General features: G+C 39.5%; 17 protein-coding genes and 1 riboswitch. Of the genes, 10 read left to right on the forward strand and 7 right to left on the reverse strand.

Features of this window, described 5'->3' with window-relative positions:
• Positions 1-215: 215 nt before the first annotated feature.
• Positions 216-794, forward strand: a complete 579-nt coding sequence (locus AC0C45_RS05065) for a suppressor of fused domain protein (RefSeq protein ID WP_013084584.1) — start codon at positions 216-218, stop codon at positions 792-794.
• Between the two features lie 41 nt (positions 795-835).
• On the opposite strand, the gene AC0C45_RS05070 is transcribed toward AC0C45_RS05065, so the two are convergent.
• The 3 genes from AC0C45_RS05070 to AC0C45_RS05080 all read right to left on the reverse strand — a co-directional run bounded on the left by AC0C45_RS05070 (position 836) and on the right by AC0C45_RS05080 (position 3,048).
• Positions 836-1,777 carry a DMT family transporter gene (locus tag AC0C45_RS05070; protein ID WP_237892830.1) on the reverse strand — a complete coding sequence of 314 codons (942 nt, stop codon included), beginning with the start codon at positions 1,775-1,777 and terminating at the stop codon, positions 836-838.
• A complete protein-coding gene (locus AC0C45_RS05075; protein ID WP_016765211.1) occupies positions 1,774-2,454 on the reverse strand; it encodes a GntR family transcriptional regulator in 681 nt (226 codons plus the stop codon). The genes AC0C45_RS05070 and AC0C45_RS05075 overlap by 4 nt, the downstream gene beginning before the upstream one ends.
• Positions 2,455-2,529: 75 nt before the next feature.
• Entirely contained in the window at positions 2,530-3,048 is a 519-nt protein-coding gene (locus tag AC0C45_RS05080; protein ID WP_025750103.1) for an acyl-CoA thioesterase, read from the reverse strand.
• Positions 3,049-3,198: 150 nt separating this feature from the next.
• Here AC0C45_RS05080 and cuyA point away from each other — a divergent pair, with 150 nt between their 5' ends.
• On the forward strand, positions 3,199-4,191 hold the full coding sequence (gene cuyA, locus AC0C45_RS05085) for a D-cysteate sulfo-lyase (protein WP_013084580.1): 993 nt from the start codon (positions 3,199-3,201) through the stop codon (positions 4,189-4,191).
• Positions 4,192-4,226: 35 nt separating this feature from the next.
• Here the strand turns inward: cuyA and AC0C45_RS05090 are convergent, their stop codons facing one another.
• Together AC0C45_RS05090 and AC0C45_RS05095 are read right to left on the reverse strand one after the other, a co-directional pair.
• Positions 4,227-5,576: a sensor histidine kinase gene (locus tag AC0C45_RS05090; RefSeq protein ID WP_237892826.1), complete on the reverse strand. Its 1,350-nt coding sequence runs from the start codon at positions 5,574-5,576 to the stop codon at positions 4,227-4,229.
• Entirely contained in the window at positions 5,573-6,244 is a 672-nt protein-coding gene (locus AC0C45_RS05095) for a response regulator transcription factor (RefSeq protein ID WP_013084578.1), read from the reverse strand. Before AC0C45_RS05095 ends, AC0C45_RS05090 begins: the two co-directional genes overlap by 4 nt.
• A 222-nt stretch (positions 6,245-6,466) precedes the next feature.
• Here AC0C45_RS05095 and AC0C45_RS05100 point away from each other — a divergent pair, with 222 nt between their 5' ends.
• Positions 6,467-7,741, forward strand: coding sequence for a S1C family serine protease (locus tag AC0C45_RS05100; RefSeq protein WP_171776712.1), 1,275 nt, complete (start codon positions 6,467-6,469; stop codon positions 7,739-7,741).
• Complete coding sequence (locus tag AC0C45_RS05105) at positions 7,738-8,640, forward strand: peptidyl-prolyl cis-trans isomerase (protein ID WP_237892824.1); 903 nt, start codon at positions 7,738-7,740, stop codon at positions 8,638-8,640. The genes AC0C45_RS05100 and AC0C45_RS05105 overlap by 4 nt, the downstream gene beginning before the upstream one ends.
• A 279-nt stretch (positions 8,641-8,919) precedes the next feature.
• Here AC0C45_RS05105 and AC0C45_RS05110 read toward each other — a convergent pair whose 3' ends face one another.
• Positions 8,920-9,375, reverse strand: coding sequence for an Lrp/AsnC family transcriptional regulator (locus tag AC0C45_RS05110; RefSeq protein WP_013058593.1), 456 nt, complete (start codon positions 9,373-9,375; stop codon positions 8,920-8,922).
• Positions 9,376-9,495: 120 nt separating this feature from the next.
• Between AC0C45_RS05110 and AC0C45_RS05115 the strand changes: the two genes are divergently transcribed.
• The 4 genes from AC0C45_RS05115 (at position 9,496) to AC0C45_RS05130 (ending at position 12,729) form a co-directional block, all read left to right on the forward strand.
• A complete protein-coding gene (locus AC0C45_RS05115) occupies positions 9,496-9,954 on the forward strand; it encodes a carboxymuconolactone decarboxylase family protein (protein ID WP_013084575.1) in 459 nt (152 codons plus the stop codon).
• 115 nt (positions 9,955-10,069) lie between these two features.
• Positions 10,070-10,214, forward strand: a riboswitch (cyclic di-AMP (ydaO/yuaA leader).
• A 124-nt stretch (positions 10,215-10,338) separates the two neighbouring features.
• Positions 10,339-10,998: a potassium channel family protein gene (locus AC0C45_RS05120; protein WP_013058591.1), complete on the forward strand. Its 660-nt coding sequence runs from the start codon at positions 10,339-10,341 to the stop codon at positions 10,996-10,998.
• A 3-nt stretch (positions 10,999-11,001) separates the two neighbouring features.
• The gene (locus tag AC0C45_RS05125; RefSeq protein ID WP_034649551.1) at positions 11,002-12,321 is read left to right on the forward strand and encodes a TrkH family potassium uptake protein; all 1,320 of its coding nucleotides are present in this window, start codon (positions 11,002-11,004) and stop codon (positions 12,319-12,321) included.
• Between the two features lie 327 nt (positions 12,322-12,648).
• Positions 12,649-12,729 carry a YjcZ family sporulation protein gene (locus AC0C45_RS05130; RefSeq protein ID WP_016765202.1) on the forward strand — a complete coding sequence of 27 codons (81 nt, stop codon included), beginning with the start codon at positions 12,649-12,651 and terminating at the stop codon, positions 12,727-12,729.
• A gap of 189 nt (positions 12,730-12,918) precedes the next feature.
• Here the strand turns inward: AC0C45_RS05130 and AC0C45_RS05135 are convergent, their stop codons facing one another.
• Entirely contained in the window at positions 12,919-13,005 is an 87-nt protein-coding gene (locus AC0C45_RS05135) for a YjcZ family sporulation protein (RefSeq protein WP_016765201.1), read from the reverse strand.
• Positions 13,006-13,179: 174 nt separating this feature from the next.
• On the opposite strand from AC0C45_RS05135, the gene AC0C45_RS05140 reads away from it, so the two are divergent.
• Positions 13,180-13,677, forward strand: coding sequence for a tetratricopeptide repeat protein (locus AC0C45_RS05140; protein WP_230184466.1), 498 nt, complete (start codon positions 13,180-13,182; stop codon positions 13,675-13,677).
• A 410-nt stretch (positions 13,678-14,087) separates the two neighbouring features.
• On the forward strand, positions 14,088-16,166 hold the full coding sequence (ggt, locus tag AC0C45_RS05145) for a gamma-glutamyltransferase (RefSeq protein ID WP_171776715.1): 2,079 nt from the start codon (positions 14,088-14,090) through the stop codon (positions 16,164-16,166).
• The last annotated feature ends 262 nt before the right edge of the window (positions 16,167-16,428 follow it).

Genomic DNA, 16,428 nt, shown 5'->3' on the forward strand with positions numbered 1-16,428 from the left:
TAAAAAATAGAGGCTGCCATGGTGCAGGCTCTATTTTTTATGGGAAAAGAAAAAATTGGTTAAGGTTTCTCGTTTGCTTCTTGATACAATATCATAGTATGTTACGAAACGATAACATTTCTATCACATTTTCTAAAAACTATATCGTAAGCGAGTGCAGTAGTATATGCTGTACAGTAGGGAGCTTTTTAAGGTCGCAAGCAAGGAGGTTTTTTATGAGTAATTTTACAAAAGATGAAGAATTAATTATACATAAAGCAATAGATGTATTTGGTCAAAAGGATCGAATTGAAGATTATTCAGATGAAAGAAAAAAGCATGGTATTCACGTTGTGGCGTGTGAAAACCATCCGCGTCAAGACGTAACCGCGTATGCAACGCTCGGGGGACATCAATGTCCGACAGGCTATACAGTTGGAGGGATCCCGCTTCGAATTGAAATCGTTGGGGCTTGTCATGAGGAATTCGGTATTTATTCTGCTATTTTAGCAAACTGTATTTTCCATATGATGAAATCTCATGTGTCCATCTTCCCAGGAGCTATTTATAAAGATGTTATTGCAGTTCTTGATGACAGCTTTCATATGCAGCACATTTTGCTTATTCCGCCGTTTTTATGGGATAATTTTTCAACGATTGAACTATCTGATAAAAAAGTAACGTTCCTGCAGGCCGTTCCGATTTCAGAAAATGAACGTGCTTTTGCACTTGAGTACGGAGTAGATTCGTTGCTAAGCCGCTTTGATGCTGAGCAGGTGAATGTCTTCAATTTAGAAAGAAGGTCTGTTGTATAAACAAAAAGAGCGCCGACTAAGACGCTCTTTTTTGTTATTAATTAGTAGGTCAATTCTTTTTGCGGTATAGCTTTTTTATGACTTGTTTGGTAGCTGTGAAGGACCATGCCTGCTATGATAACTCCCATTCCAACCCAAGAAAGAATCGATGGCAAAGGACTTGATAGAAGGAAGACCTCTCCTAGCAGGGCAAATAAAACTTCCATCGATTGTGTAGCTTCAACTGCACCTAGCTTTTGAGAATCTTTTTTAACAAGGTCGGTTGCTGCAAAAAATAAAACTGTTGCACATACTCCTGAAAGTAAGGCAACTAAACTGCTTTGATAAATCTGAGTGGTTTTTGGCAGTCCATCGGTCACGCAGGCATAGACAGAAAGAATAATCCAAAACGGCAGGCTTGAAAGCGTCATTCCAAGCACGCGCTGAAACGTATTAAGTGACGACACTTCCATCATTTTACGGTTGCCAAGCGGGTACGCAAAAGAGGCAATTAAAATGGGAATGGTACAAAGCAAGGCAGTAGCGGCCGACAGTTCAGTCGCATGCTCAAGCTGCATGAGCACAACTCCTATTAAAATAATAAACGAAAAACCTAGCTGCTTGAAAGGAATGCCTCCTGGCTTCTTTCCTTCCTTGTAAAACAAAGGAGCTAGGAGAGACCCCGATAAAATTGTGATTTGCCAAGTTCCTGCAATAAGCCAGCCGGGACCGTAGGCTGAAGCAAAACAAAGAGGAGCGTAAAATAACCCAAATCCAACCGTGCTCCAAAGCAGCCATTTTTGAGGCTGGGCTTTTATTTCTGCCACCACTGGTTTAATACCACCCCAAAAATAAACGAGCATAAGCAAAAGAGGTACCATAAAAAAATAGCGCAGCGACGAGCTCCACGCCCAGCTGCCTCCGGATAAATCCATCGCTCGATTTAAAACGAATGTAAAAGCAAAAAAGAATGATGCAGCAATGCCTAATAAAAGAGGCTTCACTTGGATTCCTCCTCACTTGTCAGCGCTTCACCTAGCGTCAGCCAGTTCGTTTCGACAAGCTGCGATGTCAGTGCGGCATCTTTTTGACCGCAAGCGTTTATGATTTCTTTGTGCTGATCAACCGAAGCAAGGCTAGCAAGAGACGAAAAACGAGCGATTTCCAGACGCTGAATTTTGGCGCTTGTTTGTTTTACGACACGTTCTAGCTCTATATTGTTCGCCCGTTTTAAAAAGACGAAATGAAATGCTTCATCCGCTTCGATCGCTTTAAGGACATTTCTTGTTTTGATTGCATGTTCTAGAGATTGATTGTGTTTGATTAGTTCGCCCATATCTTCTTCTTGTAACGAAGTACAAGCCAGCTTAGCAGCAAGTGCATGAAGAGCTGCCACGACAATAAAAGATTGTTTTGCCTCCTCAAGGTTTAATGGAGCCACTTTTGTAGAAGAACCAGGTGTCGTTTGAACAAGGCCTTCATCTTCAAGCCTTTTTAATGCTTCTCGAACAGGAGTGCGGCTAACTCCAAACTGCTCAGCCAGTTCTTTATCCTGAAGCTTTTGTTCCGGCTGAAATTCAAGCATGACAATATTGTGTTTAAGTGTTTGATAGACTTCTTCCCTTAAAGAAAGTCGTTTGAGAGGTTGAATGTTATTTTTCATAAAACCAATATATCGCATATTACATTAAATAACAATGTGAAAACTAAAAAAACTTCGTCTAAAAAGCAGACAGCTGCTTTTTAGATGAAGAGCTTAATTACTGCTGCGCAAAGATTTAGATAAAATGCTCGCAATCGCTTTGCTGTGCTCAACCTGCGTTTTTTTGGACTCTTTTCGTTCAAGAGCTACTTTTTGAAGACTTTTTTCTTCTTCAGTTTGAGCAATAACTTGAGGAACGGGGGCAGGTTTCCCGTTTTCTAATGCAACAAAGGTGAGAAAAGAAGTAGCTGCAATACGCTTAATGCCCGTTAACAAATTTTCGGCAATCACTTTAACAAAAATAATCATGGAGCTTTTTCCTGTAACAACAACGAATGCTTCATATGAAATAAAATCTTCTTCGGTGACTGGTTCGATAAAATCAACGTGATCAATGGAAGCCGTAACACACGTCTTTCGGGAATGTTTAGCTGCTGAAAGAGAGGCCGTCATGTCCATGTCAGCGACAATTTTTCCCCCAAAAAGGGTGTGGTGATTGTTTAGGTCATTTGGAAAAATGTGCTGTGATTTGACTACTCGTGAGACGCTGCAAAGTACTGCTTTTTCACTCATTGAAAACACTCCTTCAAACTGTTTATATGGTTTAATGTATGTTGACTACTTGTTCTTATGTATACAAGTTATAGAAAGCCCTTTCGTAAAAAGCTCTTCAAAAGCTTCTATATGGTAAAATAGAACAAATATGAAAGAGAGGATGAGAGCATGAACTTAACTCAATTTTCTAGAAGAAAATATACGGATTCCCCTACACCTTTAGAAAAGCTATCGGTTTTATCTCAGCAGTTAAATGGACCTTCAATTTATATGAAGCGAGATGATATGCTTGGACTGACAGGGGGCGGAAATAAGACGCGCAAGCTTGAATATTTAGTAGCTGATGCAAAAGCGCAAGGAGCAGACGTGCTTGTAACGTGCGGTGCGATACAATCCAATCATTGTCGTTTGACGCTCGCTGCGGCTGTAAAAGAACAAATGAAATGCGTGCTCGTATTAGAAGAAGGCGAAAATAAAGCAAGCGATCAGCCCACAGGAAACTATTTTCTTTATCATTTATTAGGCGCTCATGACATGCGGTTTGTCGCTGAAGGTTCTGATTTGACAGCCGAAATGAAAACAGTAGAGCGAGAGCTAATTGAAAAAGGTCATAAACCGTATTTAATTCCAGTAGGAGGTTCGAATGTTATCGGTGCAACCGGATACGCTGCCTGTGCACAAGAGCTGCTTATGCAAAGCTATGAGCAGCAAATAAAGCTTAACCACGTAGTTTGTACAAGCGGCAGCGGAGGTATGCATGCAGGATTAGTGGCAGGCTTTCAAGGTCTTCAAAGTGACGTATCTGTTATTGGAATGAATGTCAGTCGTGCTAAAGAAGAGCAAGAAGTAAAAGTTGCCAAGCTGACGAGTGAACTTTATGATCATTTACATAGTAAAACGCCTTTTAAAAAAGAAGAGATTGTATGTATGGATGAATACGTAGGTCCAGGGTATGCTGTTCCGACAGAAGAGATGGTGGAAGCAGTCAAACTTGTGGCCAGTACGGAAGGGATTTTATTGGATCCTGTGTATACGGGAAAAGCGATGGCTGGTCTAATTGATTTAATTCGAAAAGGTTATTTTAATAAGGATGAAAATGTGGTGTTTGTCCACTCAGGCGGTTCACCGGCTCTTTATGCCTATACATCAATTTTTTCATAAAAAAGCAAGGGATTCGAATCCCTTGCTTTTTTAGTTTATATAGGAATAGTAAGTGAAAACGTTACTCCGGTGTCTGTGTTTTCAGCCGTAATGGCTGCATCGTGCATCGTAACAATACGCTTTACGATACTTAAGCCGATACCGAATTCACCGTTTGCTCCTTTTTTAAACGGTTCAAACAAGTGTTGAAGCACGCTTTGATCAATCGGCGGACCATCGTTGCTGATTGTACATTGAACGTTCATTTGGTGTTTAGCAAGTGAAAGTGAAACCTTCGTCTCGGCATAGCGCAGCTGATTGTCGAGTACATTTTCAAGAACTTTTGTCCACAGTTCTTTATCTCCTTTAATCGTTGCGTTTTCGTCGTCAAATTCCCACTGTATTTCAGGGCGCCTCCACCGCAAGCGATCCACTACTTCATGAAGAAGTGCAGTAAAATCAAAGTCATCTTGTGCAAGCTGATGAGTGGACATATAGTCAAGCTTGGTTAAGTAAAGCAAATCGCGGATTTTTTTCTCAAGATTTTTGGATTCATCTTCAATAACTTTTACCGTTTGAGATAAATCACCTTTTGGATAAATGCCGTCTTGAATCGACTGAGCGTAGCTTTGAATCACCATAACCGGTGTTTTTAAATCGTGTGAAATATTTTGAAGCAGCGTTTGCTGTGCTTCATCTTTAGATACGAGCCTTTTGCGCATTTGCTCGATGGAGGCGCCTAGCTTGCCAATTTCATCGGAACGGTTGACTGCAACGGGCTCATGCCAATTTTGTTCGGCAATTTTTTTCACATCTTTTTCAAGCGATACAAGCGGCTTGCTTAAATATCTTGATAGCCAAATAGATGGAAGCCAGCTGAATAGAAATACAATTGAAATTACAAGAAGCAGCTGTTTAAACAGAGTAGAAGTGAGCGCGTTGCGATACGTATCCCACGAAAATGAAAGCAAAAAAGCAGGCTGTCCGTTTACGCTTACTTTTCGAATTACATAAAAAAGCGTCCGGTTGCCAAGATCTTTTTCATAGCGAGCGACGATTTTTCGCTGGCTGATTGCATCTTCCTGTGCTTTTCTCAAAAAGTCTTGAGGCAACACCCGTGATGAAAAATAAGAGATATCCGCATGTTCAGGCAATAAAATATGATCCACGGTTCGATTTCCAAGTGTTGGTTCACTGTCTTCATTGCTAAAGTAGTATTCACCTGAGCGGCTGGGCAGTCCGTATTCTTTTAAAATATGCTGTTCATTTTCAATAGTGGTATAAATTTCATTCGTGAAGAACTGCCTGAGCGTCGTTGGGAATAAAATAGCGAGCAAAATTGAAATAAGCAGTAAAATACCGGAGATGACGAGCCAAATTTGAAATGCAAGCGACTTGTTTTTCATGCTTTCATCATCCGGTATCCGTATCCGTAAATCGTTTCAATTCGTGCTTGCGGCATTTTTTTACGCACGCGCCTTACTAAATCATCCACCACTCGGTCTGTGCCGAAATAATCTTCTCCCCAAATGAGATTCAGCAGCTGCTCCCGTGAAAAAGCCTGTCCAAGGTCTTTTGAGATAGTGACGAGAAAATCAAATTCTTTAGACGTTAAATCAATCGGCTTTCCATTTTCACTGACTGTACGGGTATGTAAATCGATTTCATAAGGAGTCAGCGTAATGGTATCGGTTTTCTTTTGATTGGAACCATATACGCGGTTTAGCAGTTTGTTTGCTCGAATAACTAGTTCACGAGGCAAAAAAGGCTTTGATAAATAGTCGTCGCTGCCCATTTCAAGCCCAAGAACCCGGTCAATATCGGCATCGCGGGCTGAGATGAAAATAACAGGCACATGTGGCGTTTGCTGCTTGATTTCGCGAATGAGCTGATACCCGTCAATATCAGGCAGCATAATATCTAAAATCCACAGATGCGGAGGGGTTGTAATCATTTCTTTGGCGTCCGTGCCGTTAAAAAATGAGCGAACATCCCAGCCTTCTTTTTGAAGGTAAAGGGTTAAAACTTCGTTTAAATTTTGTTCATCCTCTACTAAATATAGTGTAAAGCTCAAATTTGACACCTTCCTCTGAATATATGAAAATTAAGGTAAATAAAGCATATTACGCCATATGTGTGCGTTTCTCAAAAGGTCTATGTACCCGCTATTATACTACGTGTTTGCTGTTATAAAGAAATTTTTCACAATTTCACACATTGTTTTGATACTTATCCCAAACTTTTATTTTATAGTATAGATAACATAAAATTTGCTACGTTAAAAGGAGTGTTTTTCATGGATCCACGTGATTATGAAAGAGAGCAAGAACAAAAAGAAGAATATGAAAACCGCCAGCAGCGCTACGATCAGTATCAGCCTGCGTCATCATCACAGCCTCCAAGAAGACGCTTATTTCCAGTGATTGCATCTTCTATCGCCGGAGCAGTGCTAGGTGGAGGAATTGTGCTATACGGTGCTCCGCAGCTGGGGTTAATGGATTCAGCTGATACGCAAACAGCGAATCAAACAACGCAGACTCAAACCGCAACAACAACGAGCACAACGCCTCGAACAGTAAGCACAACCGTGAATCAGTCAGATCTTGTTTCAGTTGTAAATAAAGTATCAGCTGCTGTTGTAGGCGTGAACAATATTCAACAGCAAACAAATCCATTTTCTGGAGATACCCAAACGCAAGAAGCAGGAACGGGTTCCGGTGTTATTTTCAAAAAAGAAAATGGAAAAGCATACGTTGTGACCAATAACCACGTTATTGACGGCGCAAGCGAAGTAGAAGTGTCACTTTCAAACGGACAAAAAGAAAAAGCTAAGATTGTCGGAGCTGATGCGCTAACGGATTTAGCGGTGCTTGAGATGTCTGACAAAAATGTTGAACAAGTGGCGAAGTTCGGGAAATCATCGGATTTAGTAGCAGGTGAAACGGTGCTTGCAATCGGAAATCCTCTTGGTGAACAATTTTCTCGTACGGTCACACAAGGTATCGTGAGCGCAGCAAAACGCTCTGTCCCTATTTCAGAAAATTGGAACGTAGATGCAATTCAAACGGATGCGGCGATTAATCCAGGAAACAGCGGCGGTGCCTTAATCAATTCTTCCGGTGAAGTAGTCGGTATCAACAGTATGAAAATTTCAGAAGACAATGTAGAAGGCATCGGCTTTGCTCTTCCAAGCGATGAAGTGCAGCCGACGATTGAACAGCTGATGAAAAACGGAAAAATAACGCGTCCATATATGGGGGTAGGTCTTCAAGATGTAGGTCAGCTTTCAGCTGCAACAAAACAAAACCAGCTAGGCCTAACCAGCGATACGTCTGAAGGAGTTGTCGTAACGACGGTTGAACCATTCTCTTCTGCTTCTGATGCAGGTTTACAATCAAAAGACGTGATTGTTGCCATCGATGGAAATGAAGTCAAAACATCCAGTGATTTACGTCAATATCTATACACAAAACGTAAAGTAGGAGACACGGTAAAATTAGACGTGTATCGAAATGGAAAAAAACAAACTATTTCTCTGAAGCTTTCAGAGCAGCAGGATAACAATGGATGAGTCCAACACCGTTAAAGCTGCTACTAGCAGTATTAACAGCCTTCGGATTTTTAACCGGCTGCGGAGGGAAGCATTCAAACACGATGTTTCCTTCTGTAGAAATTAGTCAGTTATCTTCTACCAAAGAACTGGCAGCGTATGAGGGAGGCAAGGTGACAGGAGCTGAATTCAACCGTTTTTTAGCCGTTGAAGGGTTCTTAAATCCAGATGCTCCGCTAAATGATACAAGCTACCGCAAAGAGTTATTGCGGCAGCTTGTTATGCAAAAAATCTTAATTTCACATCTAAAGACAAGCGATAAAGTACAAAAACAAGTCGAGGATATGTGGAAGCAAATTAAACGCTCATATAACGAGGATACAAGAAAACAAGGTTATGAAGTGTTAAATATTCGTTCTAGTGATGTAACCAACCAGCTAACGAATCAGTTTAAATTAGAAGAATATTTCCGCAAACAAATTACGTCTGATGAACTAACTGCTTACTATAAACGTATTGAAAACGATCTAACGCGCGTATCTTTTACGCAGCTGGCTTTTTCTACTTTATATGATGCCGCTGCCGCTGCGGCTGAACTGCAAAAAGGAACATCTCTTCAGGACGTTCAAAAAAAATATGCTGATGTCCAGACAGTCAGCAAAATAGAGAATGCTGATAATCTAAAGCTTTCAAGTCTATCTCCCTCTTTTATAGATGTTTTAAAAAAACAGCACATCGGAGAGAGTAGTAAGCCCATTAAAATGGGTAAAGTCTATTATATTCTTATTTTAAAACAAAAAGATAAAAAAACGGAATCAGAAGTCAAAGAAGAAATGATGAAAGAACTTGTTTTGAATCATATCAACCGGTATATCCAGGATGAACTGCCAAGGTTTCACGTGACTTTCAGCCTTAGGTAGTTCCCTTTTATATAGATTGATTGTTTCTCCAAAACAAGCAAGTAAAAGAGCTCTCTAGTACTAGAGAGCTCTTTTACATTTTTAAGTAGACAGAAATGTCGTCACCTGATAAAATGAAGTTGTAAAACTTTCATTATTCGGAAAATTTATACCCTCCAGCTTTGGAGGGTTATTTTTTATGCTGTTGGACGAATAAAAGAGGCTGGGACAAAAGTAGTTTAGTGGAAAGAAAATCCGAACGATCAATCCAATCGTTCGGATTTTTTCGTTACGTTTCAATCACTTTTCATCTTTTAAATGACTCAATAATGCAGGAGCCATCTCCACGTGAGAAAGGGCGATGTGTGAAATCGTTTTGGCATAAGGTGTAATTTCGTTAATAAATTGTTCGAGTACGTGCAGGTGAGGAAGCTGAAGCTTTGTAATAAAGCAGGCTTGCCCGGCGATGCGTTCACAGAATAAAGCGTAGGGATACTGAGAAATAAATCGTTTAAAACGCTCGTGCTCTCCGTTTTTCATCGTTACTTCAATAAAACACGACACGGGCAAATGCAGCTTTTCATAATCAATATCAATCGTATACCCTTTTATAACGCCAAAGCTCTCTAGCTGTCGTACTCGCTCTGCCACCGAAGGAGGAGACAAGTTAATTTGTTTTCCTAGCTCTCGTAAGGAAAGGCGGCTGTTTTGCTGCAGCGCCTGCAAAATCGATAAATCAATTTCATCAATTTTCAATTGAAAACCTTCTTTCTCATTAACATTTCATTTGATTAGTAATAGTAGCTAAGATGTTTTATCTGTAATCTGAAATTTCCATTTTTCTTACTATAATAATTAAAAAGGAGTGAGTGAAAAATGGCAAGAGTTTTGTTAGCAAACGAAGAGGGAACAAATTTTGAAAAAGCATTGAATTTAATTCCGCATGTAAAAAGATTGTATGATGAGCTTTACGACACGCTTTGGAACAGCGATATAGTAGAAAAAGAGACTAAGGAAAAAATAAGGCTTTATCTAGCAGGTGTTAACGGCTGTGAGACGTGTATGAGCATGTCATATGTAGGCGATGAGACGCTTAATCAAAAAGTGTTAAGAGAAAAAGAGCTGGAAGAAAAAGATCGACTGCTGTTTCGATTTATTGATGTATACCGGGTGCGTCCAAGGGAGTTGACGGATGCTGATATGAATCAATTAAAGAAATTTTACAGTGATACGCAGCTGTTAGAGCTTTTAGCTGTTATTAATTTATTTGATCAATTTCACAAAATGATTGTCAGTTTAGATTTATATGATTTTTGCAGCTTGCAGGGCAAGTGAGGTCTTCGCTAAAAATATCTTGACAGACAAAATCCACAGGAGTAAGATAGCTTTCGTAAAGTGAAACGTATCATGAATCGAATCGATTATTCTAAAAAATAGATCATAGATATTTGAATAAAAATCGCTTAATCCATTACGGAGCGGAGGACCCATTATGTACGCACATATTGTGCTCCGGGGTGAATCCTTAAAAAGGTAGGGTTACTCTTAAAACCCGAACCCGACAGCTAACTTCGCAAGCGTTTTGAGGGGGAAGAGTGTGGAAAAACACAGGAGCCTTCCTGTGTTTTTTTGCGCTTTTTTTAAGAAAAAGATGTAATTTTTTAGAAAAAGTATAAGCTAAGAGAACACACAGCAGTTGAAGAAAGGAATAAATACATTATGAAAAAACAGTTTGCTGTATTGGGATTAGGTCGTTTTGGAGGCAGTTTGGTTGAAGAGTTTGCTAATCTGGATGTGGATGTGCTCGCTATTGACCGCAATCAGGAGGTAGTAAATAAATTTAGCAACTCAGCTACATATGTTGTGCAAGCAAACGCGATTGATGAAGCTAGCTTAAAGGGGCTAGGTATTCGCAATGTTGATCATGCTCTTATTTCGTTTGGAGATGATATCGAAGCAAGCGTGCTGGCAACGATGCTTTTAAAAGATATGGGCGTTAAGCAAGTATGGGTAAAAGCAGTGAATATGTATCATCAAAAAGTGCTCGAAAAAATAGGAGCGGATAAAGTCATTCACCCTGAGCGCGATATTGCTAAGCGTATTGCTCATCACGTGGTGTCAGAAAAAATCATTGATTATATTGAATTGTCAAAGGATTATAGTATCGTCGAAATTGTCGCCTCTAAGAAACTTCATAATAAAACGCTGTTTGATTTAAACATTCGTGCCAAGTATGGCTGCAATATTATCGGCTTTCAGCGAAAAGACGGGGAAATGGTGATCTCGCCTACCGCACATGAAATAATTGAACAAGGAGATATGCTGATTGTCATCGGACATAACCGCGATTTGAACCGTTTTGAAGAAGAAGGAGTTTAACTTATGAAAAAACAAATCATTAAACTCACTCCTCCGCAGCTGCTTGTCTCCATTTTTGGCGGAGGAATTATTATGGGTGCTCTTCTATTGATGATGCCTGTTTCTACTACTGAGCCAATCCGGTGGGTAGATGCCCTTTTTACGTCTACTTCCGCTATGACAGTAACCGGCTTAGCCGTCGTAGATACAGGTACTCGTTTTACCGTCATCGGTCAAATCATTATTATGCTGTTAATTCAAATAGGCGGTCTTGGCATTATGTCATTTGCCGTGTTGATTTTTATGATGCTAGGTAAAAAAATTGGATTTAAAGAGCGTATGCTCGTTCAGCAGGCACTAAATCAAACGAGCGTCGGTGGAGTTGTCCTGCTAGTTAAAAGGCTGTTTATCTTTTCATTTTTAATTGAGTTTGTTGCACTTATCTTTCTAGCGATACGCTGGGTTCCGGAGTTCGGATGGTCTAAGGGGCTGTTCTTTAGCTTGTTTCATTCAATTTCGGCTTTTAATAACGCAGGGTTTGGACTACTTTCTGATAACTTAGTGCAGTATGTTGGAGATCCTATTATTAACATAACGATTTCTTTTTTGTTCATCATTGGTGGGTTAGGGTTTACCGTTCTTGCTGATATGTGGGTGAAAAAATCGTATAGAAAACTAACGTTGCATTCAAAAATTATGATTATCAGCACGTTTGCGATTAATGTGACTGCCATGCTTTTTATTTTTTTCTTAGAGTACAGCAATTCGCATACGCTCGGAAATTTATCGTTAGGAGACAAAGTATGGGCTTCTTATTTTCAAGCGGTAACGACAAGAACCGCGGGATTTAATACAATTGATTTAGCTCACCTGCATGACGCAACGGTCTTTTTAATGGTCTTATTAATGTTTATTGGTGCAGGAAGTGCGTCAACAGGAGGCGGTATTAAACTAACAACGTTTGTGGTGATTGTTTTTTCTGTATGGGCATTTTTACGAAGCCGGGAAGATATTGTGCTATTAAAGAGACGACTTCTTCCTCTTCACGTGTTTAAGGCACTAGCCATCACGATGATTTCAATTATGTTTGTATTTGGGGCCATTTTCCTATTAAATATTTCGGAAAACCTGCCGTTTGTAAAAATTATGTTTGAAGTTGTTTCTGCGTTTGGAACAGTAGGTTTATCGATGGGAGCAACTCCTGAACTTTCGTACTTTGGACGCGTGATTATTATCTTTATCATGTTTTTAGGAAAAGTGGGGCCATTAACGCTTGCGTTTTCATTATCTAAGCAAAAGCGTGAAGCCGTTCGTTATCCAAATGAAGATATAATGCTAGGGTAGAAAAACCGCCTTCGATGAGGCGTTTTTTTTATATTATTTATACGTTCAAGACATATAAGAGGTTACGCACAAAACTGTTGCGATGAATAAAAAGAAGGCAAAGACAAGAACAATGGGCAATTTAGAATGTCGGCGCATTAATGGCCCCCCCTTTTTTATAGTAAAAAAATCTCTTACTATATATAACGAAAGAAACAAAAATATGATTCACTTTTTTGGCGAAATTTGAAGGTTTTTCTCGTTAAAAAAATCCGCACCCCTGTCCTAAACATTTTGCCAAGCTGTTGCATACACTAAAAGCAGATAACAGGAAGTGAGGGATGGTACGTGGGAAAACAAAATTTTGCGTTAATCGTTGTGTTATTTGTTTTACTTGTTATTGTAGGTGCGTCTGGCTTTCGCTTTTAAACGTTAACTTTATTTGCGCATAGCCCCCGTCAAAAAGGGCATACTAGGCGGAAGTAAAAACCAAAAATTTCTTCAATATTGCCGAACAATGAGTTCCTCTACTCATTCATCTAATCGGTATGTAGCCATGCGAAAGCATGGTTTTTTTTGAAATAGGAGAGGATGAATGATGTTCATCCCCTCTAAAAATTAGTAGTAGCAAGAACATCCTACGATTACTAATAGAATAAATAAAACAACGATAAATGAAAAACCAAAACCGCCTTTTGCGCCCATATGTGTAACCTCCTTTAATAAAATTCTCTATATCCTATGTACTAATTGGGTTAAGTGATTGAGAAATTTGCCTGTTTTTTAACGGTAACGATCTTTTGAGAAAAATGAAGAACACTTATTTTTTTCATTTGTGCAAAAATCCTTTATGATAAAGAGGAAAAGGAGGGCAAAGTGGTGGGAATACATGTAGAATACGTCATGAATCAGCTAGAAGAGGGTAAGTGGAAAGAGATCAAGCGCGAAATTCAACAAGAAATGAAGAAAAAACCTCAAGCATCTGATTTGTACTGTTACTTAGCGGTTTGTTTAGCAAAGCAAATCGAAGAATCAATTATTTTTGAAAAAATGGTATTAAATTTAGAAATGGACAGAGCTCTTCATCAGGCATTAACATTAAATCCATCTTCAAGCTTGGCGCACTTCGTTCGAGGAATAAAATACCGGGAAACTCCGCTTATGTTTGGAGGGAATTACGAAAAATCGCTGTCTTACTTGCAGCGGGCACAAGATCTTGGTTTTGAAGGGGTTATGCTGCCGCTCGAACTCGCAAAAACCTATATTCAATTAAAAGAAATGGAAAAAGCGAAAGAACAAATCGCCTATGCCCGGGAAATCAATCCTACTCACGCGGATATTAAAAAAGTCGAAAACATGCTGCAAACAGGACGGTGAATCAAAAGTCCTGTTTTATTTTTGGTTTTTAGGAAACATATGCTGTTTTTCATAAAGAATTGCTTTTTATATAACAATAGGAATATTTATAGAAATTTTAAGAAGTGCATGTAAGTCCAACGACTTCTTAACTGCTAGATTTTCTACATTATTAGAGCGTTCAGTCTACATAATTCCAAAAATAGTAAGAAACTATCAGCCTATGGATAAATTGTTAGAAAATATAGATAATTGTAAATGGATAGAGAGAAAAGTTAAACATGCGACTAACTAAAAAAAGCAAAGGTCTGATTTACTTTGCTTTTTATTTATACACATATGTAAGAAATATCATAATAAACAAATTTATTCCTTGTGGAATCCATCGTTTCAGACGATGTGAAATAAGGTATTTGAAGGAGGAGACCCAGGTGAAGGTTATGAAAATGTTGGTTATTGCATTATTTAGTTTAAGTTTAGTTGTCACACCAGCTGCTGCTGAAGTTCCGGGTGTCGACCATTCAATGAAACGAGGTGCTACACAAGGAATTGTAGCGGCATCTCACCCGCTGGCTGCTGAAGCAGGAAAGAAAGTTTTAGCTGAAGGCGGAAACGCTGTAGACGCGGCAGCTGCCATTCAATTATCTCTCAACGTTGTGGAACCGATGATGTCAGGTATCGGCGGCGGCGGCTTTATGATGATTTATGAAAAAAAGAAAGATAAAATTACGATGCTAGACAGCCGTGAAATGGCACCAGCTGATGTCACGCCTAAGCTGTTTTTAGATTCAAAAGGAAAAGTCATCCCTTTCAGTAAGCGTCACATAACAGGAAAAGCAGTTGGAGTTCCTGGTACGCTAAAAGGGGTAGAAACAGCCCTTAAAGATTATGGAACAATGGACTTATCAGATGTTATTAAACCAGCTATTACTCAAGCAGAACAAGGAATCAAAGTAAATTGGTCGATGGCTCAGTACATTGATGAAAATGCGGACAAGCTTGAAAGATACCAAACGGCCGGTAATGTATTTGTGCCGAATGGCAAGCCGTTAAAAGAAGGAGATAAGCTTGTTCAGCCGGATCTTGCTAAAACATTAAAGCTTATTCAAAAAGAAGGGTCAGACGCTCTTTATAAAGGAGAAATTGGAAAAGCGCTTGTTAAAGAAGTTCAAAAACGCGATGGAAGCATGACCATGGATGATTTGAAAAATTACGTTGTAAAAGAACGTGAGCCGATTAAAACAACTTACCGAGGCTACGATGTGGTTAGTGCGGCTCCTCCTAGCTCCGGCGGATTAACCGTTCAGCAGATTTTAAAGCTAATGGAAGGTTATGATGTAGAAAAAATGGGTTCCAATACGCCTCAGTATTTGCAGCATTTAACGGAAGCGATGCACTTAGCTTTCGCGGACCGCGCGGCGTATATGGCAGATGAAGACTTTTACGAAGTGCCGAAAAAAGGACTGTTAGATGAAGATTATATTAAAGAACGTCGCAAATTAATTAATCCAAACAAAGCAACGCCTAATGTCAAAGAAGGAGACCCTTGGAAATATGAAGGAAAAGAAAATCCAAATAAAGCAACAGTAAAGGAAGAAAATCCAATCGGCCAAACGACTCATTTCTCTGTTGTAGACAAATGGGGAAACATGGTTTCTTACACGACTACCATTGAACAAGTTTTTGGTTCAGGAATTATGGTTCCTGACTACGGATTTATGCTCAACAATGAAATGACGGATTTTGATGCCACTCCGGGAGGCGTGAACCAGGTTGAGCCTAAAAAACGTCCTCGAAGCAGCATGTCTCCAACGATGCTGTTAAAAGACGGAAAGCCGTTCATGGCAATTGGTTCACCGGGAGGCCCAACCATTATAGCGTCTGTAGCAGAAACGATTATGAATGTTATTGACCATAAGATGCCGATTCAAAAAGCGATTTTAACACCTCGTATTTATTCAGGCGGCTATCCAACCGTAAGATGGGAACCTGGCTTTAGCCAAGATACAATTCTTGAAATGATGGCTAAAGGACATGCGTTTGAGGAAAAGCCTGAGCATATTGGAAACGTTCAAGCGGTTATCTATGACTATGAAACGGGGAAAATGTACGGAGGCGCTGATAATACGCGCCAGGGCACGGTATTAGGAGTAGACGCAATTAAATATGTATCCAAACAGCCAAAACCAATTAAAGAAGAGAAAAAAGGAGAGTTTACAGTTGAAGTCAACCGTGCCGTTTATCCATTTACTGATAAGCAAGTGAAGCTGATTGATGGAAAGCCTTACGTTCAATCCGATCGCCTGCTGTTAGGTTTAGGCGTCGTTGATTCGAGTGACTTAAAGCTGTATAAACCAAATCATCACTCTTATTTATCAGTTATCAAAGTAGCCAAATCACTTGGCTACAAAGTGAAATGGGATGACGAAAAGAAAGTGGTCTCATTAGAAAAAGATCCTGGTGAAGACGATACAGGCGATGATGAAGACGGAGATGTTATTACAAATTAAAAAAGAGACTGGGACAAAAGTATTTTAGGTGAAGAAAAATCCGAACGATGAATTGAGATTCTTGATGAAGAATCCAACTCGTTCGGATTTTTTTATTGGTATGACAAACTTAGGTTTTCTGTGTGTAGTTACTTCTAGCTGTTGAATGGAATTTGTTATGTCGCAATCTCTTTTTTATGAAAGCAAATAAAATTGGCGATTTTAAACGAAACGACAAAAAAATTTGCGTGGTTTGCCAAAAAGTTGTAGAAATCGACAGTTT

The organism is Priestia sp. VA7 (assembly GCF_055710015.1).